The sequence below is a fragment of the Kitasatospora sp. NPDC002543 genome (genome assembly GCF_053594915.1).
The window spans coordinates 1-24,502 of record NZ_JBSFWR010000117.1 but is presented as its reverse complement, the minus strand read 5'-3'; the positions used below and the strand labels follow the sequence as shown (position 1 = coordinate 24,502).

Below are 24,502 nucleotides of genomic sequence, written 5' to 3'. Positions count from 1 at the left end.
CTCTTCGCCACCCCCACCCCCGCCGGCCTCGCCACCAAACTCACCCCCCACACCGGCACCCGACCCACCCTCACCACGGCACCCACCCGCCCCGAACCGCTGCCGTTGTCGTACGCCCAGCAACGCCTCTGGTTCCTACGGGAATGGGAACAGGGCGGAGCGACGTACAACATCCCGCTCGCCCTGCGACTGCACGGACCGATCGACCAACACGCCCTCCAAGCAGCACTGAACGACGTGACACACCGCCACGAGGCCCTGCGGACGCGGTTCCCGGCGGACGGCGGAACGCCGCGCCAGCAGATCGCCGAGGACGTCTCGATCCCGCTGCGGATCGCGTCCTGCCCGGGCGTCGAGCTGGCCGGGCACCTGGCCCACGCGGCCCGGCACTCCTTCGACCTGGTCACCGAACTCCCGCTGCGTGCCACGCTGTTCAGGATCGGCAAGGACGATCACGTCCTGGCGCTGGTGCTGCACCACATCGCCGGCGACGGCTGGTCCATGGCCCCGCTCGCCCGCGACCTCTCCACCGCCTACGCCGCCCGCACCCAGGGCGCCGCCCCCACCTGGGCACCCCTGCCCGTCCAGTACGCCGACTACACCATCTGGCAACGCGACCTGCTCGGCGACGAACACCACCCCGACAGCCTCGGCAACCGCCAACTCGCCTACTGGACCGAGCAACTCGCCGATCTGCCCGACGAACTCGAGCTCCCGCTCGACCGCCCCCGCCCCGAGGTGGCCGGCACCCGGGCCGACGCCGTCACCGTGAGCGTCCCCGCGGACTCGCACGCCCGGCTGGCCACGCTGGCCCGCGAGACCGGCACCACCCTGTTCATGGTGCTCCAGGCCGCCCTCGCCACCCTCTACTCCCGCCTCGGCGCCGGCACCGACATCCCGCTCGGCACCGCCATCGCCGGACGCACCGACGAAGCCCTCGACGACCTGGTCGGCTTCTTCGTCAACACCCTCGTCCTGCGCACCGACCTCTCCGGCGACCCGACCTTCCGCCAACTCCTCGACCGCGTCCGCACCACCGGCCTCGACGCCTACGCCCACCAGGAGCTGCCCTTCGAGCGCATCGTCGAAGCCGTCAACCCCACCCGCTCCACCGCCCGCCACCCCCTCTTCCAGACCATGATCCTGCTCCAGAACACCGGTGACGGGGTCTACGAGTTCGCCGGCGCCACCGCCGAACCGCACCCGCTGGACCACCGGATCGCCAAGTTCGACCTGACCCTCGGGCTCACCGAGGCGTACGACGACGAGGGCGTCCCGGCCGGCATCAGCGCCGAGTTCGAGTACGCCACCGACCTGTACGACCGCACCACCGTCGAGGCGATGAGCCGGAGCTTCCTGCGGCTGCTGGAGGCCGTCACCGCCGAGCCGGACGCCCCCGTCGGCCGGGCCGAACTGCTCGGCCCCGAGGAGTACGACCGCATCCTCACCGAGTGGAGCACCGCCGTCCCGGCCGGGCTCTGGCAGGAGCTGGCGGCGGTCGACGACGGCGCCGGACGCACCGCGTACGTGCTGGACGAGGACCTGCGGCCGGTCCCGGCGGGCGTGCTCGGCGACGTCTACCTCGCCTCCGGCACCCTCGCCGTCAAGGCTCCCGCCGCACCGCACACCGCCGCCGAGCGCTACGTGGCGGACCCGTACGGCGGCCCCGGCGCGCTGATGTACCGCACCGGCCGCCTCGGCCGCTGGCACGCGGAGGGCCGGCTGGACCTGCGGGCGCCCGCCGTCCCGGCCGGGCCGGAGCCCGTGGCCGTCGCCGAGGCCCCGCGCCGCAACGGGCCGCGCACCCCGGTCGAGGAGGTGCTGTGCGCCCTGTTCGCCGAGGCGCTGGAGCTGCCCGAGGTCGGCGTGCACGACAACTTCTTCGCCCTGGGCGGCTATTCGCTGATGGCCACCAGGCTGACCAGCCGGATCCGCGCGGTGCTGGGCGCCGAGCTCGGCATCCGCACGCTCTTCGCCAACCCCACGGTGGCCGGCGTCTCGGCCGCCCTGCGGGACGGCGGCGCCCGGCGCCCGGCCCTGACCGCCGCCACCGTCCGGCCCGAGCCGCTGCCGCTCTCCTACGCCCAGCAGCGCCTCTGGTTCCTCGGCGAGTGGGAGCAGGGCGGTTCGGCGTACAGCATCCCGCTGGCGCTGCGGCTGCGCGGCCGGCTCGACCGGCCCGCGCTGCGGGCCGCGCTGAACGACCTCGCCGGACGGCACGAGGCGCTGCGCACCCGCTACCCGTCCACGGCCGGTGAGCCGTACCAGGAGATCCTCGCGCGCACCGGGATCCCGCTGCTCACGGCCGTCGTGCCGGAGGCCGAGCTGGACGACCGGCTCGCCGCCGCGGCCGCCCACCGCTTCGACCTCGCCGCCGACATCCCGTTCCGCGCCGAGCTGCTGGAGCTCACGGAGGACGACCACGTCCTCGTCCTGGTGCTGCACCACATCGCCGGCGACGGCTGGTCCATGGCCCCGCTCGCCCGCGACCTCTCCACCGCCTACGCCGCCCGCACCCAGGGCGTCGCCCCCACCTGGGCGCCGCTGCCCGTCCAGTACGCCGACTACACCCTCTGGCAGCGCGACCTGCTCGGCGACGAACACCACCCCGACAGCCTCGGCAACCGCCAACTCGCGTACTGGACCCAGCAACTCGCCGACCTCCCGGAAGAGACCCAGCTCCCCTTCGACCGACCGCGACCCGCCGTCGCCTCGCACCGCGCGGGCGCCGTCACCGTGAGCGTCCCCGCGGACTCGCACGCCCGGCTGACGGCGCTGGCCCGCGAAACCGGCACCACCCTGTTCATGGTGCTCCAGGCCGCCCTCGCCACCCTCTACTCCCGCCTCGGCGCCGGCACCGACATCCCCCTCGGCACCGCCATCGCCGGACGCACCGACGAAGCCCTCGACGACCTGGTCGGCTTCTTCGTCAACACCCTCGTCCTGCGCACCGACCTCTCCGGCGACCCCACCTTCCGCGAACTCCTCGACCGGGTGCGCCGATCCGACCTCGACGCCTACGCCCACCAGGAACTCCCCTTCGAGCGCATCGTCGAAGCCGTCAACCCCACCCGCTCCACCGCCCGCCACCCCCTCTTCCAGACCATGCTGCTGCTCAAGAACGGCAGCGGCGCCGGCCTGGCCCTGCCCGGCCTGGAGACCTCCGAGCACCCGCTGGACCTGCACATCGCCGAGTTCGACCTGCTCTTCGGCGTCAGCGAGGACCCGGCCGGCGGCCTGCACTGGACCGTCGAGTACGCCACCGACCTGTTCGACCACGCCACGGTCGAGACGATGACGGCCCGGCTGCTGCGCCTGCTGGAGGCACTGGTCGCCGACCCCGACGCCCCCGTCGGCCGGGCCGAACTCCTCGCCCCCGAGGAGCGGGAGCGCATCCTCACCGAGTGGAGCGGCCACAGCGTCGAACGGCCCGCGCCGCTCGCCGAGCGGCCGGTGCACGAGTTCCTGGAGGAACAGGCCCGCACCCGGCCCGGCGCGACCGCGCTGGTGCTGAACGAGGAGCGGATCGACTTCGCCGAGCTGAACGAGCGGGCCGACGTCCTGGCCCGGGAGCTGGTCCGGCGCGGTGCCGGGCCCGAGGAGCGGATCGCCGTCGCGCTGCGGCGCTCGACCGCCTCGGTGGTGGCCCTGCTCGCGGTGCTCAAGGCGGGTGCGGTGTACGTCCCGGTGGACACCGGGCACCCGGCGGACCGGATCGCCTACATCCTGCGGGACGCGGCTCCCCTGCTGGTCCTCACCACCTCGGACGTGGACCCGGCGCTCACCGAGGGCGCCCCCGTCCTCCTGCTGGACGCGCTGCCGGACACGGTGTCGGCCACCGCCCCCCAGGACGGCCCGGCCACCGCCCTCACCGACCGCGACCGCCGCAACCCGCTGCTGCCCGCCCACCCCGCCTACCTGCTCTACACCTCCGGATCGACCGGCCGCCCCAAGGGCGTGGCGGTCGAGCACCGGGCGCTGACCAACCTCTTCCACAGCCACCAGGAGACGCTGTTCGCCGAGCACACGGCCGCCACCGGCCGACCGGCCGCCAGGGTCGCCGTGACCGCGCCGCTGACCTTCGACGCCTCCTGGATGGGCCTGCTCGCCCTGTTCGCCGGACACGAGCTGCACCTGCTGGACGACGCCACCCGGCGCGACCCGGCCGCGATGGTCGGCTACGTCGGCCGGCACGGCGTGGACTTCCTGGACACCACCCCGACCTACGGCCTGGAGATGCTCGAGCACGGCCTGCTCTCCACGCCCGCCCTCACCCCGCGCACCCTCACCTTCGGCGGTGAGGCGATCCCGGAGCCGCTCTGGCGGCGTCTGCTCGCCGAACCCGCCACCACCGCCCACAACTTCTACGGCCCCACCGAGTGCACCGTCGAGACGCTCACCACCCCGCTGGAGGCGACCGACACCCCGGTGATCGGCCGGCCGATCGCGGGCGCCCGGGTGTACGTGCTGGACGAGGCCCTGCGCCCGGTGCCGGCCGGGGTGACCGGCGAGCTGTACATCGCCGGGGACGGCCTGGCCCGCGGCTACGCCGGCCGCCCCGCGCTGACCGCCGAGCGGTTCGTGGCCTGGCCGTACGGCGACGGCACCCGGATGTACCGCTCCGGCGACCTGGCCCGCTGGCGGGCCGACGGCAGCCTGGAGTTCTGCGGCCGGGTCGACGACCAGGTCAAGCTCCGGGGCTTCCGGATCGAGCTGGGCGAGATCGAGGCGGCCCTGGGCCGCCACCCCGGTGTCGCGGCGGGCGCGGTGGTGGTCCGCGAGGACCGGCCGGGTGACAAGCGCCTGGTCGGCTACCTCGTCCCGACCGCCGGCGACGGGCCGGACCAGGCCGAGTTGCGCACCTTCCTGGCGGCCGCCCTGCCCGCGTACATGGTCCCGGCGGCCTTCGTCCCGCTCCCGGTGCTGCCGGTGACGGCCAACGGCAAGCTGGACCGCAAGGCGCTGCCGGCACCCGAGTACGGCGGGCTGGGCCGGACGCCCGCCACGGCGCTGGAGCGCGCCCTGGCCGAGGTCTTCGCCGAGGTGCTGCAGGCAGCCCGGATCGGGGTGGACGACAGCTTCTTCGACCTCGGCGGGCACTCCTTCCTGGCCGCCCGGGCAGTGAACCTGATCCGCGCCGCGCTCCCGGAGCAGCTGTCCGACCTGACGCTGCAGACCTTCTTCCGGACGCCCACCGTCGCCGGGCTCGCGGCGCACGCCGAGACCGGCGGGGCCGCCGCCGGGGCCGACCCGCTGGTCCCGCTCGGCACCCGGGGCAGCCTCCCGCCGCTGTTCTGCGTGCACCCGGTCACCGGGCTGAGCTGGTGCTACGCGGGCCTCGCCGGAGCGCTGCCGGACCGGCCGGTGTACGGGCTGAACGCCGACCTCGACCCGGCCGGCCGGCACCCCGACCTGGCCTCCCTGGTGGACGCCTACCTGGACCGGATCAGGGCCGTCCGGCCGAACGGCCCGTACCACCTGCTCGGCTGGTCGCTGGGCGGCAACCTCGCCCACGCGATGGCCTGCCGGCTGCAGGAGCTCGGCGAGCAGGTCGGCCTGCTGGCCGTGCTGGACTCCTACCCGACGGGTCCGGCCGGTGCCGACACCGCGGCGGCAGGCCACGGGAGCACCGCCCCCGCCTTCGAACCTGCCGAGATCGCCGGCTTCCTCGACCGGGAGGGCGCCGAGGGCGCCGGAGCCGCCCTGGACCCGGCGTTCGTCGCCACGCTGGCCGAGGCGGCCGCGCACACCGTCGCCCTCGTCGAGGGCGCCGTCCCGGGCCGGTACGACGGCGACCTGCTGCACGTCACCGCCGCCGCCGGCCGGGAGCCGGACGCCCCCGTCCCGGCGGACTGGCAGCCGTACCTCACCGGCCGGATCGACGGCCACGACGTCGACTGCGAGCACCTGGACATGACCCGCCCGGCCCCGCTCGCCGCCGTCGCCGAACTGCTCGCCCACGATCCGCGCCTCGTCTGACCCCGACCGCCCCGCCGGCTCCGGGCGCACCCGCCCGGAGCCGGATCCGCGGTGCCCGAAGAGAGCCGACTCCTCACCCCGAAGAGAGCCGACCAATGATCGAAGAGACCATCGCCCAGTACGAGTTGTCCGCCGACGAGGTGGACCGGATCAGAGCCGGCGCGGCCCGGCTGGCCACGACCTTCACCGACCCGACCGCGCCGCACGCCTACGACGACCTCCGGCACCGCTTCGCCGACCACGGGCTGCCGCCCCGGCTGCGCGCCTTCCTGGAGGAGTTCCGCCGCACCGAGTCCGCCGCCGGGCTGCTGATCCACGGCTTCCCGGTGGACGACGCCGCGGTCGGCCCGACCCCCGAACACTGGGAGCGGGTGGCTGACCCGGGGGTCACCCTGGAGCAGGAGCTCTTCCTGGCCATGTGCGGCACCGCCCTGGGCGACCCGTTCACCTTCTCCACCCTCCAGCTCGGCCGGGTGATCCAGAACATCCTGCCGATCCGCGGCGACGAGGCGCGCCAGAGCGGCCACGGCAGCGAGACCCTGCTGGAGTTCCACACCGAGGACGGCTTCCACCCGGGCCGCTGCGACTACCTGCTGCTCCTCGGGGTCCGCAACCACGACCGGGTGCCGACCATCATGGCCTCGGTGCGGGACGTCAAGCTCGCCGAGGAGGACTGGGCGGCGCTGTTCCGCCCGGACTTCCAGATCATGCCCGACGACGAGCACGTGCGGCAGCTCAAGCTGCGCGACCCCGAGCACCCGGCGCTCGCCCGGGCCGAGGAGATGCAGCGCGACCCGGTCGCGGTGCCGGTGCTGTTCGGCGACCGGGACCGCCCGTACCTGCGGGTCGACCTGCCGTTCATGCGCTGCGCCGCCGACCGGCCGGGCGCCGAGCAGGCACTGCACGCGCTGATGACCGAGCTGGAGCGGGTGCAGCACTCGGTCGTGGTCGAGCAGGGCAGCCTGCTGGTCGTCGACAACTACCTCGCGGTGCACGGCCGCAAGCCCTTCGCCGCGCGCTACGACGGCACCGACCGCTGGCTCAAGCGCATGATCGTCAGCCGCGACCTGCGCAAGGCCGCCCAGGCCGGCGCCGCCGGCGGGCTGCCCGGTGGCAACCGGGTCCTCTACTGAGCCTCCCGCCTCCCCGACCGCCCTTCCCCACCCAGGAGTCCACCTTGCGCACCGTCATCGTCTCCGGCGCCTCCAGCGGCATCGGCCGCGCCACCGCCGCCCGCTTCGCCCGGGCCGGGGACCGCGTCTTCAACCTGGACGTCACCGCCCCCCAGGGCCCCGACGCCACTGACGCGCCGGGCACCCCCGACGGCACCGGGGCCTCCGCCGAGGTCCGCTGGCTGGAGGTGGACACCGCCGACTGGGCCGCCGTCCGGGAGGCCGTGCGCCGGGTCCACGAGGAGACCGGCCGACTGGACGTGGTGATCGCCAACGCCGGGATCAGCGTCCGGCACGGCGTCCTGGACATCGAGGAGGCCGACGCCCGGCGGATCACCGACGTCAACCTGCTCGGCGTGCTCGGCCTGTGGCAGGCCGCAGCCAGGGTCATGACGGCCGGCGACGGCGGCGTGCTGCTGGCCACCGCCTCGGTCAACGGCCGCCGCGGCTACCCGCGGTACGCCGACTACAACGCCACCAAGGCCGGGATCGTCGCGCTCACCCAGACCTTCGCGATGGAGCTCGCCCCGCTCGTCCGGGTGGCCTGCGTCAGCCCCGGTGCCGTCCTGACCCCGATGCAACTCGCCGAGTACACCGGCGAGATGCTCGACGCCACCAACGCCCGGATCCCGGCCGGCCGGCACGCCGCCCCGGAGGAGATCGCCGCGGCCTTCCACTACCTGGCCTCCCCGGAGGCGCGGTTCCTCACCGGCCAGGAGCTGGTCGTCGACGGCGGGGAGACCGCCGGCGCCACCACCTCCGACTGGGGCACCGCCCTGCCGGCCACCCGCAACTGACCCCCACCAGCCGGAGATTCGGAAAACGCCGATGCACATACTGGTGACGACGACCTCGTCCGACTCGCACACCTGGAACCTGATCTACCTGCAGCACCTGCTCGCGGAGTGGGGCCACGAGGTGACCAACCTCGGCGCCTGCGTCCCGGACGAGCTGGTGATCGGCGAGTGCTCCCGACTGCACCCCGACGCCCTCGTGGTCAGCAGCGTGAACGGCCACGGCGCCAACGACGGCCTGCGGCTGATCCGCGGCCTCCGGGCCGTACCGGAACTGGCCGCGCTGCCGGCCGTCATCGGCGGCAAGCTCGGCACCGCCGGCAGCGCCGCCGCCTGGGCCCCCCGGCTCCGCGAGGCGGGGTTCGACGCGGTGTTCGAGGACGACGAGGGCATCCTGCCGTTCCGGACCTTCCTGGACCGGCTCGCGGCGCGGGTGCAGGTCTGATGGCCTGGACCGTGGACTTCGGGTCGTTCGTGCGCTCCGCCCCCGAGCTGGTGGTCCAGCCGCGGATGGGCTTCGGCACCCGGGCGCGGATGCGGCACGGACTGCTCGCCACCCGCAGCGCCGACGCCACCACGGTGGGCACCCTGACCCTCGACAGCTACACCAGGGTCGGCGACCACGCGTCCGCCCGGCGGGCCGTGGACGAGGGCGTCGACCTCAACGGCTACCCCATCGTCACCCACGGCCCGGAAGCCACCCGCCAGATGCTGGACGGCATCGTCGCGGCGGACTTCCCCGTCCAGGTGCGGCACGGGTCGGCCGCCCCGCAGGCGATCATCACCGCCCTGGCCGAGTCCGGCCTGCACGCCACCGAGGGCGGCCCGGTCTCCTACTGCCTGCCGTACAGCCGCACCCCGATCGCGGCATCGGTCCGCAACTGGGAGGAGTCCTGCCGGCTGCTCGCCGCGGCCGGCCGGCCCGGACAGCGGCCGCACCTGGAGTCCTTCGGCGGCTGCATGATGGGCCAGCTCTGCCCGCCCTCGCTGCTGGTCGCGCTGTCCGTGCTGGAGTGCCTGTTCTTCGTCCAGCACGGCCTGACCAGCGTCTCGCTCAGCTACGCCCAGCAGATCCACGAGGAACAGGACGAGGAGGCCGTACGGGCACTGCGCGCGCTGGCCGCCGAACTGCTGCCGGGCACCGACTGGCACGTCGTCGTCTACACCTACATGGGCGTCTACCCGCGTACCCCCTCCGGCGCCCGGGCACTGCAGGACCGGGCGGTGCGGCTGGCCGTGCGCACCGGCGCCGAGCGGCTGATCGTCAAGACGGCCGTCGAGGCGTACCGGATCCCCACCGTCGCCCACAACGTCGAGGCGCTGGAGGGCTCGGCCCGCACCGCGCGGCTCACCCGGCCCCGGCCGGCCCCGGGCGGCCTCGCCGACAACGAGGTGTACGCGCAGGCCCGGGCCCTGGTCGAGGCCGTGCTCTGCCTGGGCGAGGACGTCGGGGCCGCGCTGGTCGAGGCCTTCGCCCGCGGCTGGCTGGACGTCCCCTACTGCCTGCACCCGGACAACGCCGGGCGCACCGCCACCTACATCGACGACCGCGGCCGGCTGGACTGGAGCGCGATCGGGGCGATGCCCATCGGACACCTGGTGACCCCGCGCCCCGCCGCCACGATGACCAGCAGCGGACTGCTGGACGCCCTGAACCACGTCGTGTCCCGGGTGGACCTGGGGCAGTTCGCCGAGGCCGGCGCATAGCCGGCGACCCGTACGAGGAGAAGACTTCGATGAGTTCGCTGCACGCCGGCGGGTACCCGCAGGAGCAGGTCCGGGCCAGGGCCAGGGAGGGCGCGCCGCTGGCCTTCCCACCGGCCGCCACCTACGGGCAGGAGCTGTTCGGCGCCGAGCCGCAGCCGGCGCCGGGCGGGGGCGGGGACGTGCTGGACGCGACCCGGCTGGTGCCGCCCGCGTTCATGCCGCTGCGCCTGGAGAAGCTGATCGACCTGGGCCGGGAGCCGCTCTACCAGGACGTCGAACTGGCCACCACCGTCGGCGGGTTCGGCTCCGCGCTGCCGCTGTACGTGTCGGCCTTCGGCTCGACCCAGGTCGCCAGCCGGGACCTCGGGACGGCGGCCGGCCGGCAGGCCGCCCGGCTGGGCATCCCGATGGTGGTCGGGGAGAACGTCGGCCCCGTCAACGGCACCGGCCGGCTGGGTGAGAAGGAGGGCCGGACCCTCCTGGGGCGGATCGCCGCCTACCAGGACGAGCTGACCGGACCGGGTGGCGGGATCGCCGTCCAGCAGTCCACCGAGGACGCCGACGCCGAGATCTGGAACCTGATCTACAGCGACACCTCGGTCCAGCCGCTGATCGACTCCGGCCGGCTGGCCTTCGAGCTGAAGGTCGGCCAGGGTGCCAAGCCGGGCCTGGGCGGGATGACGCTGGTGGACCGGGAGTCGGCCCGCCGGCTGGAGCAGCAGTACGCGGTGGAACCGCTGCTGCCGGAGAGCGCGGGCGGGCGCACGGTGCTGCGCTCCAGCTGCCCGGGCACCTTCACCGAGGAGATCCTGGCCCACCAGGTCCGGCTGATGCGCAACAACTTCCCGCGGGCCCGGATCTGGGTCAAGCTGCCGCCGTCCCGGGACGTCCGCGCGGCGGCCGCCACCGCCTGGGCGGCCGGCGCGGACGCGGTGACGGTGGACGGCGCCGAGGGCGGCTCCGGCTGGGCGCCGGTCTCCTTCCTCGGGTCGGTCGGACTGCCGCTGGCCGAGTGCCTGCGCCGGGTCGCCCCGTCGCCCGGGCAGTGCCTGCTCGCCAGCGGCCGGATGTGGGAGGGCTCCCGGGCGGTCAAGGCGCTGGCCGCCGGGGCCACCGCGGTCGGGCTGGGCCGGGCCGCGCTGCTGGCGGTGGACGAGGACCCGCAGGCCGGCCTGGAGCGGCTGGTCCAGGCGATGGCGCTCGAACTCCGCCTCCTCATCAGCGCGTTGGGCAAGTACCGGCCGGCCGACCTGGGCCTCGAGGACCTCTGGCACCCGGACGCGGCGCAGTGGAGCGCCGAGCGCCTGCCGGAGCCCGTCACGCGGTAGCACCGCCGGCCCGGCCCGGCGCGTCTCCCCCGCCGCCCGGGCCGGCGCGCCTCCCCCGCCGCGCCGAAACTGCCCGGCACCCGCCGGGACGACTGCCGGGCCGGGCCGCCCATCGCTCCTACGCTCGGAACCACCCCACCCTGACACCCCATCGAGAGAGGGACCGGACCCATGGCCAACCCCTTCGAGAACGAGGAGGGCCAGTACCTGGTCCTCGCCAACGACGAGGACCAGCACTCGCTCTGGCCCGCGCAGATCGCGGTGCCGACGGGCTGGCGCGCGGTGCACGGCGTGGACAGCCGCGCGGCGTGCCTGGAGCACATCGAGCGGACCTGGACCGACATGCGCCCGGCGAGCCTGCGCCGCGCCATGGACGAGGTGGCCACCCAGTCGTGAGCGCCCACCTGTTGCAGGACGCCAGGGTGGTCCGGCCGGCCCCGCGCCCGGACGCCGACCACGTCCTGGTGTGCCTCGCCTTCTGCGGCGGGGGCACCGGCCCGTACCGGGACTGGCTCGACCTCGTCGACGGCTCCACCGAGTTCGCCCTGGTCTGCTACCCGGGCCGCGAGGGCCGCTTCGCCGAGCCCTTCGCCGCCACCTGGGACGAACTCGCCGAGGACGCCGCCGAGTCGGTGCTCCAGGCCGCCGGCGGCCGCCCCTACACCCTGTTCGGGCACAGCATGGGCGGCTGGATGGCCTACGACGTGGCCGCCCGGCTGGAGGCCCGCGGCGCGCACGCCCCGGCCCGGCTGATCGTCTCCTCGTGCAACGCCGCCGACCGCGGCGTCACCGAGCGGGACCGCTTCCCGCGGATCGAGGACGCCGACGGGCGGCTGCTGGACTGGATGCGGGAGATCGGCCTGCTGCCCGAGTACGTCCTGGCGGACGCCGACCTCAGCGAGATGGCCGTCGAGCTGATGCGCGCCGACATCGTCGTCCGGGACTCCTACCGGCCCACCCCCGGGGTCAGCGTCGGCATGCCCGTCCAGGTGCTGTACGGCGAGGACGACGCGGTCATCGAGCCGGCCGTCGCCGAGCAGTGGGCCCGCTGCGTGCGCGGCGAGCTGCGGGTGGACCGGCTGCCCGGCGGCCACTTCTACCACCAGCGGCTCTGGGAGTCGCTGCCCGAGCACTTCGCGCCGAGAGAGGAGAAGCCATGACGCTCGACTGGACCGAGGCGCCCGGTCGGCCGGTGCGCACCGTGGTCGAGGGCGTGTCCACCGCCGAGGGGGCCGCCGACTGGATGCGCGCGCACCACGCCGAACTGCGCGAGGTGCTGACCCGGCACGGTTCGCTGTACGTGCACGGCCTGCCGATCGCCTCCGCCGGCGACTTCGCGGCCGTCCGGGACGCGCTGTTCGCCGCCCGCGCCAAGTACCAGGAGAAGGCCACCCCGCGCAGCGACTTCGGCGACGACGTCTTCTCCTCCACCGACCTGCCGCCCTCCCAGGCGATCCGGATGCACAACGAGAACAGCTACACCCTGACCTTCCCCGGTCTGCTGCTGTTCTGCTGCCTCACCGCCCCCGAGCAGGGCGGCGCCACCCCGGTGGCCGACGTCCGGAAGGTCCTCGCCGAACTGCCGCCCGCGCTGGTGGACCGCTTCCGCACCGAGGGCTGGGCGCTCACCCGCGCCTACGGCGAGCACATCTCGCTCGACTGGCGCACCGCCTTCGCCACCGACTCCCCCGCGGAGGTGGAGGCGTACTGCGCGGACAACGGGATCACCTGCCAGTGGGGCGAGGACGGCACGCTGCGCACCCGCCAACTGCGCCCGGCGCTGATCCGCCACCCCCGCACCGGCGAGGAGGTCTGGTTCAACCACGTCGCGTTCTGGAGCGAGTGGTCGCTGGACCCGGACATCCGGGACGTGCTGGTCGGCGAGTTCGGCCCGGACGGCCTGCCGTTCAACACCGCGCTCGGCGACGGCACCCCGCTGACCGCCGAGGAGGCCGCGCTGATGGACGCCGCCTACGAGCGCGCCACCGTCCGCGAGACCTGGCAGCCGGGCGACCTGCTGCTGGTCGACAACGTCCTGACCGCGCACGGCCGGGACCCGTTCCGCGGCGAGCGGAAGATCGTCGTCGCGATGGGCGAGCCGGTCGCCCTCGCCGACTGCGATCCGGCCGTCCCGGCGGGCGCGGCGTCCCTCCAGCCCACCCCGCTGTAGCCAAGGAGCCTTCGATGCACTCGAGTTCGACCGGCCCGACCGACGCCGGCCGGGCCGCCCCGGCCGCCCCGGCTCCCGGGGCCCCCACCGACCCGCTGCAGCGCTTCCGGGTGGCCGCCGCCGCCCACCCGGAGCGCACCGCGGTGACCACGCCCGCCGGCGACCGGCTGACCTTCGCCGAACTCGACAGCCGGGTGGGCGCGCTGGCCGCCGCGCTGACCGACGCCGGGGTGCGCCCCGGCGGCGCGGTGGGCGTCGGCCTGGCCCGCGGCGCCGACCTGGTCGTCACCCTGCTCGCGGTGTGGCACGCCGGCGCCGCGTACGTCCCGCTCGACCCCGCACACCCGGCCGACCGGCTCGACCACGTGGTCCGCGACGCCGGGATCACCCTGGTGGTCGCCGCCCCCGGCCACGACTGGGCCCCCGGGGTCCGGACGCTGGACCCCGCCGACACCCCGGCCAGTGCCCCGGCGGCCGCACCCGTCCCGGTGCCGGCCGACGCCCCGGCGTACCTCATCTACACCTCGGGCTCCACCGGCCGCCCCAAGGGCGTCACGGTCACCCGCGGCGGGGTGGCCCAGCTGCTGAACGCCCTGGAGGCGCGCGGGATCTACCGGGACACCCCCGGTCTGGTCGCCTGGAACGCCAGCGTCTCCTTCGACGCCTCCGTCCAGCAGTGGGCCCGGGTCTGCCGCGGCGACGGACTGCTGCTGCTCACCGAGGAGCTGCGCGCCGAGCCGGAGGAGCTGGCCGCCCACCTGCTGGCCCACGGCGCCACCGACCTGGACACCACCCCGTCGCACTGGAGCGCCCTGCGCGACCAGGTGGCGGCCGCCGCCGAGCGGCTCCCCGCCCGCCCGCTGCGGCTGTTCATCGGCGGCGAGGCGGTGCCGCCCGCGATGTGGACGGACCTGGCCGAGCTCGCCGGGCGCGGCCTCGTCGAGGCGGTGAACCTGTACGGCCCCACCGAGTGCACCGTGGACGCCACGGCCGGCTGGGTCACCGGCGGCACCCCGCACATCGGCACCCCGCTGCCCGGGGTGGAGGCCCACGTCCTGGACGAGGGGCTGCGGCCCGCCGAGCAGGGCGAGCTGTACCTCACCGGCGCGGGCCTGGCCCAGGGCTACCGGGGCCGGCCCGGGCTGACCGCCGAACGCTTCCCGGCCTCCCCGTTCGGGGCGCCGGGCAGCCGGATGTACCGCACCGGCGACCGGGTGCGCCGCCGTCCGGACGGCAACCTGGACTACCTCGGCCGGGTCGACCACCAGGTCAAGGTGAACGGTTTCCGGGTCGAACTCGGCGAGATCGAGGCCGCGTTGACCGACCACCCGGCGGTCGCGGCGGCCGTCGTGGTGCTGCGCCCGGACGCCACCGGCGCCTCCCTGGCCGGCTACGTCGTCCCCCGTCCGGGCGCGGCGGCGGACCTGGGCGCGGTGCGCGAGCACCTGGCGGCCCGGCTGCCGGCCTACATGCTGCCCTCGCTGACCGAGCTGGCGGAGCTGCCGCTGGCGGTCGGCGGGAAGGTGGACCGGGCCGCCCTGCCGGACCCGGCCGTCGAGGCGGTGCCCGACGGCGGCCCGGCCGCCGAGGCGCAGCCGACGGGCGAGTTCGAGGTGACGGTCGCCGAGGCCTGGCAGGAGGTGCTGGGACGCGAACGGGTGCTCGCCACCGACGACTTCTTCGCCCTCGGCGGGCACTCGCTGATGGCCCTGCGGGTGGTGGCGAACCTCAAGCGGCAGCTCGGGGTGGTGATCCCGAGCCGGCTGGTCTACCAGCACCCGAGGCTGCGCGACCTGGCCCGGGAGGCCGCCCTGCTGGCTTCCTGAGCCGGCCGCGGCCCGCCGAGTCCCGGGGCCTGGCCCCTGGACTCCCCACGGCACGTCACCCCGCCCGCCCACCGCGGCGGACGGGGCGGCGCGCCATACCCGTTCGCCGGGCCCGACCGGCCCGTCCGCTTTCCCGGGACTTGGGACTTCTTTCCCAAGACTCCTTTGCCAAGAAGTCTTGGCAAAGGAGTCTTGGGAATCTACGCTGCTGCCATGAGCGCCACCCCGAACCACCCCGAACCCGCCGACCGCCCCTGGCCGATGGGCCCCAACCCGGGCGGCGAGGTGCTCCTGGACGCCCGCAGCCTGCGCGGCCTGGCCCACCCCCTGCGGGTGAAGCTGCTCGGCCTGCTGCGGAGCGACGGACCCGCCACCGTCACCCGGTTGGCGGAACGCGCGGGCGTCAGCACCGCCTCGGCCAGCTACCACGTGCGCCAGCTGGCCGCGTACGGCTTCGCCGAGCCCGACCCCCGCCCATCCGGCCGCGAACGCTGGTGGCGGGCCGTGCACCAGACCACCCGGCTGCACACCGAGGACTTCGCCGACGTCGAGTCCGCCGCGCTGGCCGGCGCCTACCTGCAGAGCGTCGCCGACTACTACGCCGAGCAGACCCGCGCCGCCATCGCCGAGATGCACCTGCTGCCGACCGCGTGGCGGGAGGCCAGCAGCACCAGCGACTTCGCGCTGCGGCTGACCGCCGAGCAACTGGAGTCGCTGGTCTCCGACCTCTTCGACGTGATCGGGCGCTACCGCCGCGACGACCCGGACACCACCGGGGCCGACCCGGACACCGCCCCCGTCGTGCTGCAGCTCCAGGCCTTCCCCCGCCCCGGGGCACTCACCGACCCGGCGCCCGCGCCCGCCGGGCCCCCGCCCTCCGACCAGCCCTCCGCCCGGACGCCCCCGCACCGACCGGAGTGACGAAAGGACCGCCATGCCCTCCCGGAAGCCCGTCGCCGACGCCTCGGTCCCCCAGGGCCACCGACGCTCCTCGCTGCACGGACTGCTCGCCGCGTACACCGTCTCCCTGTTCGGCACTCGGCTGACGATGATCGCGCTGCCCTGGCTGGTCCTCGCGACCAGCGGCAGCGCCGCCCGGACGGGCCTGGTCGCCTTCTGCGAGGCGGTCCCGCTGGTGATCGGCAAGACCCTCGCCGGGCCGCTGATCGACCGGGTCGGCTCCCGCCCCTTCGCCGTCTTCGCCGACCTGGTCAGCGCGGTGGTGGTCGGCCTGGTCCCGCTCTGCTACTGGCTGGACGCGCTGCCGTTCGGGGCGCTGCTGGTCCTCTCCGCGGCCATCGGCGTCGCCCGCGGCCCCGGTGACGTCGCCAAGCGCACCATGACCCCCGAGGTGGCCGAGCAGGCCGGCATCCCGCTGGAGCGGGCCAGCGGCCTGGTCGGCACCCTGGAACGGCTGGCCGGCACCGCCGGCCCGGCCGCCGCGGGAGCGCTGATCGCGGTGCTCAGCCCGCTCTGGGCGATGACCGCCAACGCGCTGTGCTTCGTGGTCTCCGCCGCCCTCATCGCACTGACCGGCCCGCGCGGCGGCGCCCGGCCGCGGCCCGCCGGAGAGCCGGGCGGGGCGACGGGCGGGGCGACGGGCGGGGCGACGGGCGGGGAAGCGGAGTCGGAGCGCTACCTCGACCGGCTCCGGGCCGGCATCCGCTTCCTGCACCAGGACCGGCTGCTGCGCTCGATCGCCGTGATGCTCAGCGTCACCAACCTGGTCGACGCGGCGTACGGTTCGCTGCTGATCCCGGTGTGGGCCAAGGAGTACGGCGGCGGCCCGGCCGCGATCGGCGCGCTGGGCTCGGTGTTCGGCATCGCCGCGGTCGGCGGGTCGGCGCTCGCCACCGCCTTCGCGGAGCGGCTGAAGCGCCGCCCGACCTACGTGATCGCCTTCCTGATCGCCGGCCCGCCGCGGTTCCTGGTGATGGCCTTCCACCTGCCGCTCTGGGCGGTCCTGCTGGTCGCCGTCGGCGACGGCCTGGCCATCGGCTTCGTCAACCCGATCCTCAACGCCGTGATGCTGGAACGGATCCCGCGCCCGCTGCTCGGCCGGGTCTCCGCGCTGACCGACTCCGTCGGCTCGGCCGGGGTCCCGCTCGGCCCGATGCTGGCCGGCGCCGCCGTCACCGCGGCCGGCCTGGTGCCGGTGCTGTACTCCTGCGCCGGCCTCTACCTGGCCAGCACCGTCCTGCCCGCGCTGCGACCGCACTGGCGCGAACTGGACGAACGGCGCCCCACCGGAGGCCCGAACGCCGCCCCGGACAACCCTTCTGACTCCACGTCAGCTCCTGCCGGCAGGCCCGAACCCGTCGCCGCCACCACGGCGACTGCCGCCGAAACTGCCCCCGGGACCTCCGCATAACGCCGATTTCTCCGCATAACGTGACAGCAGAGCCAAAAGACCCGAACCCCGGATCCCTCTGACCCACGGAAAGAGACGATTTCCCATGTCCAGTGGCGCGTTCGCTGCGGTACAGCTCAAGGGTGAGTACGACGTCGATCGGCTGCTGGCCGAACTCCACGACCTGGAGCGGACCACGTGGGCCGCCCAGCGCACCTACGGGGAGAGCCTCGAGCCCGGTGAGGCCACCGAGCTCGACTGGCGGGTGCTCCCGCTGCGCAGCCCCGAGGGCAGCGACGAGCGCACCGACCCGGGCGGCCTCGGCCTCGTCGGCTACGCCGGCACCTCCTGGCTGGCGCGGGCACCGTACATGGCGTCCATCCTCGACGCCCTGCCCACCGAACTCCGCGCGGTGCGGCTGATGTCGCTGGGCGTCGGGGCCGAGGTCGACGAGCACCGGGACGTCCCGTACGGGCTGCCGGCCGGCTGGGTCCGGCTGCACATCCCGCTGGTCACCAACGACCAGGCCGTCCTCACCCTCGGCGGCGAGAAGCACACCTGGCAGCCCGGCACCCTCTGGTTCGGCGACTTCTCCCGCCTCCACTCGGTGCGCAACGACGGCACCGAGCGCCGGGTCCACATGGTCATCGACGCCTACGTCAACCACGAGCTGCTGGAGCTGTTCCCCGCCGAGTTCCACGACGAGCTGCGCTGGTCCGACGTGCTGCTCAACCGCCCCGAGCTGCCCCTGGTCGAGACCGAACTCCCCTCCTTCGCCTGCGAGTTCCCCCTCCCGGACGCCTTCCTCTACGGCGAGTCGGAGGAGCTGGCCGCAGCCGACGACCAGCACACCGCCGACGCCGTCTCGGCCTCCCCGGACCGCGCGGGCCGGATCCGGGTCGACAACGAGCGCCTGGTGCTGGACGTGGACGGCGAGCCCCGGGCCGGCCTGGTCCACCTCGGCGAGGGCGAGTTCCGCGCCATGGGCTGGACGGCCGAGCGCACCCTGAAGATCGAGCCGACCGGTGTCGGCGGCCCCCGGATCCGGCTGCGGATGCGCTGGGGCAGCCGGATGGAGGAGGTCATCCGGCCCGCCACCCCGGCCACCACCGTCACGGCCTGAACCCGCCGCCCCACGCGGCACACGAGCCCGGCGGCCCCCGGAAGCCGCCGGAGCGGGGGCGGCCCACACCCCACGGTGCGGGCCGCCCCCGCCGTACACCACCCCGCCCGACAACCTCGCCGCCAAAGCTCGCCCACAAGCAAGCCGTTCACACCAACGGAGACCGGACGACCGCCGGCTCTTCCCCTGCACGGCGGAGGTTCACCTCGCCTCCCTCCGTGGCACCACCAGCGGCCCGGTTGCCGCGGTCGGCTCGGCCTACTGGGCGGAATGCGCACCGTCGCGCTCTTCGTCGTCGTCCCCATGGCCACGTCCGTCCTCGCCGTCGTGGCCTACGGGCATGGGCCCCGGGCCACAGCCCTGGACCCCGCTTGTCAGCGGTCGGGATTCCGGAGCCGAGGCCGGGCCGTCAGGTGAGGAGCGGGTGACCCACGGGTGAGACCGGTCCCCGCCGATGCTGCCCGGTCTCACCGGGTGCCTGGCAGCAGGACGCGCCCTACCTCGTGGCCGTACCACCCCCGGCCATCGTGGTTCTTCCGGTGGCGAGCACCTCGCCCGCCTCGGTGCGACGGTAGACCACGCGTCGGCCCGTGCGCTCGCCGACCACGAGTTCCGCCTCGCGCAGGACCGCGAGGTGGCCGCCGACCGTGCCGAGCGACAGGTCGAGTTCAGCGGCGAGTTCACTGCTCGTGGCCGGGCTCTCCAGGGCGCGCAGGATCGCGGTGCGGCCCGTGCCGATGAGCCGGGCCAGGGCCTGGTTGCGGGGGCCGGCCCCGGCCGACTGCAGGTCGCCGGTGCCGCGGGCGGGGTACACCAGCGCGTACGGCAGTCCGGGCGCCTCGCACAGCCAGGTGCCCTGTCCGGCACAGGTGTACGGCACGAACAGCATGCCCTCGGGGCCGACCACACGGTCGTGACCGGGCCGGTTGCTGAAACGGATCGCGTCCGCGCCGACCCAGACGCTGTGCCGGTTCATCCGCTCCACGGCGCGCGGCCACCCATAGGCAGCCAGCAGACCCGCACGGTAGGTGACGTCGCGTTCGAGCAGGGCGCGGCGGCGCGGCCAGTCCGCGGCGAGGTGCGTGTCCCAGGTGTGCCGGAACAGCTCTGCGGTACGGCCGGCCCAGTCGTGGCCGGTGAGCCACGCGCCGAGATCGTGCCGCTCCCAGCTCGCCTCCACCGCCAGCTGCAGACTCGCGCCAACGGCCTCGTCCGGTACCCGTGCCATCTGCGCGAGCTCTTCGTGGAGCCGGGTGCGCATGCCGCCGGGCGGGGGGAACGAGACGTGGTCGGGCAGGTACTTCGTCGAGCTGATTAGCGCGACCATACCCCTGGCGAACGGGTCGGCGTCGAGCCGGGCCCGGAAAGCGGCGTGGTGGCGGGCGTGCCAGGGCGCGAGCCACGTGTCGGTGCATGGCCGGGAGAGGGCGATGGCGGCGCCCAGCGTCTCCGCGAGCGGCGAGAGTGCGAAGCGGGAGCGTGACAGGGCGCGGGAATCCAGGCGCAGCAGCACCATCCGGCGTGTTCCTTCCTCCTCGGCTCGGGGAGACGCCCACCCCCACGAACTTTCGGCAGCCCGCGAAACGATAGTGCCACCGACCGTTGGTCCGCATACTCGGGCCGGTGTCCGCAGCAACCTCTCCTTCCTCCGCCCCGGCCGCCCCGCCCTCCGCCTCTCCCCTGCGACAGCCCAGCTTCCGCTGGTACTTCGCAGGAGAGGCCGTGTCCCTGCTGGGCAGTTCCATGGCGCCGGTGGCACTGGCCTTCGCCGTCCTCGACGCATCGGCGCAAGCGGGAGACCTGGGTCTCGTGCTGGCCGCCCGCATGCTGCCGATGCTCGGCTTCATGCTGATCGGCGGCGTGGTCGCCGACCGGCTGCCCCGACGCCTGGTCCTCGTGTCCGCCAACCTGGGCTCCGCGCTGACCCAGGGCGCTATCGCCGCACTGCTCCTGACCGGCCACTACTCGCCGTGGCCCATCGCGGCCCTGGGCTTCCTCAACGGGGTGCTGGGGGCGTTCACCTCCCCCGCCCTGCGCGGCCTGCTGCCCGAACTGGTGGCCAAGGACGGGCTCCAGCGGGCGAACGCCCTGCTCGGCATGGTCAAGAACGGCACCAAGGTGTTCGGCCCCACGATCTCGGGCGTGCTGGTCGTCGCCGCGGGCGGCGGCGCGGCGATCGCCCTCGACGCGCTCAGCTACCTGTTCGCCGCCGCGTTCCTGGCGCGCCTGCCCGCCTCCTCGGACGGCATCGCCTCCAAGGGGCGACGGCACCTCGCCCGCGACCTGCGAGAGGGCTGGGACGCGTTCCGGCGCACGTCCTGGGTCTGGCCGGTCACCCTGGCGTTCTGCGCCGTAAACCTGGTCAACACGGGCAGTTGGCAGATCCTGGGACCTCAGCTGACCGCCGACGTGTTCTCCCCCGTGACGTGGGGCCTGGTGCTCAGCGTGCGCGGTGGCGGCATGCTGCTGAGCAGCAGCCTGCTCTACCGGTTGACCATCCGGCGCTTCCTGCTGTGGGGGCAGCTCGCAGTCACGCTGAACGCCCTCCCGTTGCTTGCCTTGGGCGCCCGGCTGCCTGTGCCGTGGCTGATCGCCGCGTCGTTCGTCGCCGGTGCCGGCTCCTCGGTCTCGGCGATCGCCTGGGACACCTCCCTCCAGGAGCACATCCCGCCGGGGGTGCTGTCCCGCGTCGCCGCCTACGACGACCTCTTCTCCTACCTGGCCATCCCGGTCGCCCTGCTGGCGGTGGGACCGCTCAGCCAGAGCTTCGGCCCGTACGCGGTCACCACGGTGTCGGGCCTGCTGCTCGTCGTGATCGCCCTGCTGCCGCCAGCGGTCCCCGCAGTGCGCCGCCTGCCGCACGCGACACCGGGCCAGTAGTCGACTGGGCGGCCGAGCGCCGGGCCCGGCCCCGGGGGTGGCGCATGGCGGGACCGGAACGGAACACTCGGATGCTCCTCCAGGAGCGTCCGCGGCTGATCATCGCGTTCCACGACCACTTCTCGCCGGGCAGCGGCGGGACGTCCGACATGTGCCTGCGCGGGCTGCTGAGGCAGGTGCCGGTGTGGCTGGTGCCCCACGAGGACGTGCAGCAGGGGATGTGGCTGGGCCTGGGGATTTCTCCGGAGGACCGACAGCAGCATGTCCGGAGCGAGTTGAAGGCAGCCTCGCGGCCTGGACAGGCCGCCGCTGGCTGAGGAGCGCTGACCATGATTCAGCGCTCTTCAGCGCCGGCTCAGCGGGTCTCGTCGGTGAGGCGCCCTTGTATGAGCAGTTGTTCGAGGGCGCACACCATCGAGGCAAGGCTCCACCTCGTCGAAGCCCGCACCCGGCACGACCCGGACGCCCCCGCCCACGGCGCCGGCTTGCCGAACCCGCTCTTCAGCCACGCGGCCTGACGGCCCCGCCGCTGCAGGCGGCCCGGCGCTCCTGGCCGCTCCGGCGCCACCAGGGCCGACAAGCAGCCGGGATTCCCGGCTCATAACTGACACCCGATAAACGTGCGGCCCGTCGCAGCAGACGACGCCGCAGGTTCCGTCGGCATGCCTACTTCCCGCGAATACTGGCCCATTTCCGCGCCGACGAGGCGACCAGTCCGCGATCGACGGCACGCGGATTCCCGGATGAACGAACACATGCCCCGTCACGACCAGGCCGGAGGGGCCAGGCCTGCGGAAACGTGCCCAGCGAGGCGATGCGAACGAGCGTTCACGACCACATTGCGACCACCAAAGGAAAAGGCCGTTCCTATCATTTCGATAAGAACGGCCTCCGACCTGCGGAAATGCCGGTCGGGACGACAGGATTTGAACCTGCGACCCCTTGACCCCCAGTCAAGGGGTTCAACTAGTGTCGACAGCCGAGGCCTTGAGGCCTCGGCTTTTTTGTTGCTCAACTAGACTGAAAACATGGGAAGTTGAGACTCTCGATGGAGATCCACGGTCGACAGAGCCCGAACCCGGCCGATGTCCAACCGGGTTCAAGTTCGTACATAGATGTCCGTAAACGCCCACAGGCGCTCATGGGCGCCCACCAGGTGTGGTCCCCAAATGGTCCCCAGGCCCCCGGACCCGCCTTCGTCGCCGCGAGTGACAGCAATCTGTCGACCCTTCAGCAGGAGCCTTCTGTCGACCGCCGCAGCCCGTCGCGCATTGCCCCTGGCAGACGAGGCGGTCCGGTCGGATCAGGGTCGACTACCCACTGGCTACGGATGGTGATCTTCCGGACGGTGTGTCGTCTTGAGCGTGTCCTCGCCAGCCGGTTCTGAGTGCTTCGCGCACCGCCCCACGCGCTCTGCCGCCACACCTGACACAGCAGCCACTCTTGCCCCAGAGTCACCAGGCAGTCCGGGAGAAGGGGAAGCTCGTGGGACAGCGTGCGCAGCGGGGCCGGGTGTACCGGCGGTGCGGGTGCCGGGACGAGGGCGGGAAGCGGTTGGGTGCGCGGTGTGTGCGGTTGCTGGAAGAGGCGGGTCACGGGTCGTGGACGTACTTGGTCGACCTGGCTCCGGAGGACGGCAGGCGGCGTGCCCGGCGGCGGGGAGGTTTCGCCTCCGAGAGCGAGGCAGCGCAGGAGCTGGCGGCGGTGCTGGAGGGTGAGCTGAGCGGGGCGTACGAAGAGCGCCGCACCACCGTGGCGGACTACCTGCGGGAGTGGCTGGCCGCGCGGAAGGAGGAACTCACCGTGAACACGTACGCCGGCTACAAGGCCTATGTGGAGAGGGACCTGATCCCGGCGTTCGGGCGGTGTCGGCTGCTGGACCTGCGGCCGAAGCAGATCGAGGACTGGATGGCCGCGCAGCGCAAGGCCGGCCGGGGCCGGGTCACGCTGTACCGGGTGGTCTCGACGCTGCGTAACGCGCTGAACCACGCGGTGCGGTCGTGGCGGCTGAAGTTCAACCCGGCCGAGCACTGCGTGCCGCCCAAGCCCCGCGCCGAGGAGCGCACGTGCTGGACGCCGAAGGAGGCGGCGGCGTTCCTGCGGCACAACGCGGAGCAGTACGCGGACCAGCTGGCCGACCTGTTCGAGGTCATGCTCGGTACCGGCATGCGCCGCGGTGAGGTCCTGGCCTTGCACTGGTCGGACGTCCACCTCATGGACCGCAAGCTCTTCGTCCGCTGGACCCTGTCCGCGGTGGACAACGGCGACCTCCACTTCAACCAGCCCAAGACCGAGGCCAGCCGCGCCTGGATCAGCCTCTCCCCCAGAGTCATGACCGCCCTCCACCGCCAGGCCGACCTCCAGATGAACGCCCACCCCGACGGCCAGCTGGACGGCCTCGTCTTCGCCCACGCGGACGGATCACCCCTGCGGCCCCAGTGGGTCCTCGACCAGCTCCGCAAACGCACCGCCGAACTCGACCTCCCGAAGATCGGGCTGCACGACCTGCGCCACACCGCGGCCAGCATCATGATCGCCGAGGGCATCCCCATCGCGATCGTGTCCAAGACCCTGCGCCACGCCACCCTCGCGACCACGATCAACCTCTACGGCCACCTCTTCAAGGACTCCGCCGACCAGGCCGTCAACGCTCTCGCCCGGGCACTTGACCAAGCCCAGCCGGACCGGCTCCGAGCCCTCCCCCGTGGCAACGACGACCTGCCGCTCGCCGCGTAGAAAGTCGTCGCGGCCGGAGCCCCTCACCGGTCCGGCGAAACTGCACCGGGCCGGCTTCCTGGGGTGGACAACCTTCAGGCCGCGGGGTTGGAAATCGCGGACCTCGGCGCTGAATTTAGCGAGCGTAAGTGCGGCGCACGGTGAGGTCGGTGCCGGGGATGGTGGGGCCGAGCTGGACGAGGAGCCAGGCCAGGGCTGCAGGGTCCACGGTGGTCCGTTCGTCAGGAGGGGCGCGGCCCGGCACCCAGGCACGGGGTGACGGCCTGCTGGTCGGCGTCGGCAGGCACGTCGAGGAGGTGGATCGCGTCGTCGAGGTTCTGCCCGGTCCTGCCGAGGCGGCTCAGAGGGCGTTTGCTCCTCACACGGGCTGAGGTGTGGGGATTTCGGTCCCCGATCGGCCGGTTCCCGGAGTGGCTGACGAGGCGTGTGTGAGGGTC

The 24,502-nt window shown here is 73.9% G+C and carries 18 protein-coding genes; 17 read left to right on the top strand and 1 reads right to left on the bottom strand.

The genetic code is table 11. The features are described 5' to 3' along the window. From ACWD4P_RS32955 to ACWD4P_RS32895, 13 genes are all read left to right on the top strand, one after another. Positions 1-5,979 (top strand): amino acid adenylation domain-containing protein (locus tag ACWD4P_RS32955; RefSeq protein WP_449782172.1); only part of this gene is annotated, 5,979 nt, incomplete at its 5' end. Positions 5,980-6,074: 95 nt separating this feature from the next. Next, entirely contained in the window at positions 6,075-7,112 is a 1,038-nt protein-coding gene (gene gntD / locus ACWD4P_RS32950) for a guanitoxin biosynthesis L-enduracididine beta-hydroxylase GntD (RefSeq protein ID WP_359830111.1), read from the top strand. Positions 7,113-7,156: 44 nt separating this feature from the next. Beyond that, positions 7,157-7,948: an SDR family NAD(P)-dependent oxidoreductase gene (locus ACWD4P_RS32945; protein WP_449782171.1), complete on the top strand. Its 792-nt coding sequence runs from the start codon at positions 7,157-7,159 to the stop codon at positions 7,946-7,948. Between the two features lie 43 nt (positions 7,949-7,991). Continuing rightward, positions 7,992-8,390, top strand: a complete 399-nt coding sequence (locus tag ACWD4P_RS32940) for a cobalamin B12-binding domain-containing protein (protein ID WP_359830114.1) — start codon at positions 7,992-7,994, stop codon at positions 8,388-8,390. Further along, entirely contained in the window at positions 8,390-9,652 is a 1,263-nt protein-coding gene (locus ACWD4P_RS32935; protein WP_359830116.1) for a methylaspartate mutase, read from the top strand. The genes ACWD4P_RS32940 and ACWD4P_RS32935 overlap by 1 nt, the downstream gene beginning before the upstream one ends. Before the next feature lie 29 nt (positions 9,653-9,681). Continuing rightward, positions 9,682-10,980 carry a glutamate synthase-related protein gene (locus ACWD4P_RS32930; RefSeq protein WP_449782170.1) on the top strand — a complete coding sequence of 433 codons (1,299 nt, stop codon included), beginning with the start codon at positions 9,682-9,684 and terminating at the stop codon, positions 10,978-10,980. A gap of 171 nt (positions 10,981-11,151) precedes the next feature. Beyond that, positions 11,152-11,376 carry an MbtH family protein gene (locus ACWD4P_RS32925; protein ID WP_359820451.1) on the top strand — a complete coding sequence of 75 codons (225 nt, stop codon included), beginning with the start codon at positions 11,152-11,154 and terminating at the stop codon, positions 11,374-11,376. Then, entirely contained in the window at positions 11,373-12,140 is a 768-nt protein-coding gene (locus ACWD4P_RS32920) for a thioesterase II family protein (protein ID WP_359820453.1), read from the top strand. Before ACWD4P_RS32925 ends, ACWD4P_RS32920 begins: the two co-directional genes overlap by 4 nt. Continuing rightward, the gene (locus tag ACWD4P_RS32915; protein WP_449782169.1) at positions 12,137-13,150 is read left to right on the top strand and encodes a TauD/TfdA family dioxygenase; all 1,014 of its coding nucleotides are present in this window, start codon (positions 12,137-12,139) and stop codon (positions 13,148-13,150) included. Before ACWD4P_RS32920 ends, ACWD4P_RS32915 begins: the two co-directional genes overlap by 4 nt. Before the next feature lie 14 nt (positions 13,151-13,164). Then, a complete protein-coding gene (locus ACWD4P_RS32910; protein ID WP_449782168.1) occupies positions 13,165-14,976 on the top strand; it encodes a non-ribosomal peptide synthetase in 1,812 nt (603 codons plus the stop codon). Between the two features lie 213 nt (positions 14,977-15,189). Continuing rightward, positions 15,190-15,897, top strand: coding sequence for a helix-turn-helix domain-containing protein (locus ACWD4P_RS32905; RefSeq protein ID WP_359820460.1), 708 nt, complete (start codon positions 15,190-15,192; stop codon positions 15,895-15,897). A 13-nt stretch (positions 15,898-15,910) separates the two neighbouring features. Next, positions 15,911-17,347 (top strand): MFS transporter, encoded by a 1,437-nt coding sequence (locus tag ACWD4P_RS32900; RefSeq protein WP_449782167.1) that lies wholly within the window; start codon positions 15,911-15,913, stop codon positions 17,345-17,347. Positions 17,348-17,432: 85 nt separating this feature from the next. Beyond that, positions 17,433-18,449, top strand: coding sequence for an aspartyl/asparaginyl beta-hydroxylase domain-containing protein (locus ACWD4P_RS32895; RefSeq protein ID WP_449782166.1), 1,017 nt, complete (start codon positions 17,433-17,435; stop codon positions 18,447-18,449). Positions 18,450-18,945: 496 nt separating this feature from the next. Here ACWD4P_RS32895 and ACWD4P_RS32890 read toward each other — a convergent pair whose 3' ends face one another. Then, positions 18,946-19,965 (bottom strand): helix-turn-helix domain-containing protein, encoded by a 1,020-nt coding sequence (locus ACWD4P_RS32890; protein ID WP_449782165.1) that lies wholly within the window; start codon positions 19,963-19,965, stop codon positions 18,946-18,948. 107 nt (positions 19,966-20,072) lie between these two features. On the opposite strand from ACWD4P_RS32890, the gene ACWD4P_RS32885 reads away from it, so the two are divergent. The 4 genes from ACWD4P_RS32885 (at position 20,073) to ACWD4P_RS32870 (ending at position 24,065) form a co-directional block, all read left to right on the top strand. Beyond that, complete coding sequence (locus ACWD4P_RS32885; RefSeq protein WP_449782164.1) at positions 20,073-21,329, top strand: MFS transporter; 1,257 nt, start codon at positions 20,073-20,075, stop codon at positions 21,327-21,329. 71 nt (positions 21,330-21,400) lie between these two features. Then, on the top strand, positions 21,401-21,646 hold the full coding sequence (locus ACWD4P_RS32880) for a hypothetical protein (RefSeq protein WP_449782163.1): 246 nt from the start codon (positions 21,401-21,403) through the stop codon (positions 21,644-21,646). A 69-nt stretch (positions 21,647-21,715) separates the two neighbouring features. Beyond that, the gene (locus ACWD4P_RS32875; protein ID WP_449782162.1) at positions 21,716-21,847 is read left to right on the top strand and encodes a hypothetical protein; all 132 of its coding nucleotides are present in this window, start codon (positions 21,716-21,718) and stop codon (positions 21,845-21,847) included. A gap of 1,093 nt (positions 21,848-22,940) precedes the next feature. Continuing rightward, positions 22,941-24,065 carry a tyrosine-type recombinase/integrase gene (locus tag ACWD4P_RS32870; protein ID WP_449782161.1) on the top strand — a complete coding sequence of 375 codons (1,125 nt, stop codon included), beginning with the start codon at positions 22,941-22,943 and terminating at the stop codon, positions 24,063-24,065. The last annotated feature ends 437 nt before the right edge of the window (positions 24,066-24,502 follow it).

Excerpts from the sequence above, each read along its gene's own strand:
- gntD (WP_359830111.1), top strand. The coding sequence starts at position 6,075 with ATGATCGAAGAGACCATCGCCCAGTACGAGTTGTCCGCCGACGAGGTG.
- ACWD4P_RS32935 (WP_359830116.1), top strand. The coding sequence starts at position 8,390 with ATGGCCTGGACCGTGGACTTCGGGTCGTTCGTGCGCTCCGCCCCCGAG.
- ACWD4P_RS32930 (WP_449782170.1), top strand. The coding sequence starts at position 9,682 with ATGAGTTCGCTGCACGCCGGCGGGTACCCGCAGGAGCAGGTCCGGGCC.
- ACWD4P_RS32925 (WP_359820451.1), top strand. The coding sequence starts at position 11,152 with ATGGCCAACCCCTTCGAGAACGAGGAGGGCCAGTACCTGGTCCTCGCC.
- ACWD4P_RS32915 (WP_449782169.1), top strand. The coding sequence starts at position 12,137 with ATGACGCTCGACTGGACCGAGGCGCCCGGTCGGCCGGTGCGCACCGTG.
- ACWD4P_RS32910 (WP_449782168.1), top strand. The coding sequence starts at position 13,165 with ATGCACTCGAGTTCGACCGGCCCGACCGACGCCGGCCGGGCCGCCCCG.
- ACWD4P_RS32905 (WP_359820460.1), top strand. The coding sequence starts at position 15,190 with ATGAGCGCCACCCCGAACCACCCCGAACCCGCCGACCGCCCCTGGCCG.
- ACWD4P_RS32900 (WP_449782167.1), top strand. The coding sequence starts at position 15,911 with ATGCCCTCCCGGAAGCCCGTCGCCGACGCCTCGGTCCCCCAGGGCCAC.
- ACWD4P_RS32895 (WP_449782166.1), top strand. The coding sequence starts at position 17,433 with ATGTCCAGTGGCGCGTTCGCTGCGGTACAGCTCAAGGGTGAGTACGAC.
- ACWD4P_RS32890 (WP_449782165.1), bottom strand. The coding sequence starts at position 19,965 with ATGGTGCTGCTGCGCCTGGATTCCCGCGCCCTGTCACGCTCCCGCTTC.
- ACWD4P_RS32880 (WP_449782163.1), top strand. The coding sequence starts at position 21,401 with ATGCTCCTCCAGGAGCGTCCGCGGCTGATCATCGCGTTCCACGACCAC.
- ACWD4P_RS32875 (WP_449782162.1), top strand. The coding sequence starts at position 21,716 with ATGAGCAGTTGTTCGAGGGCGCACACCATCGAGGCAAGGCTCCACCTC.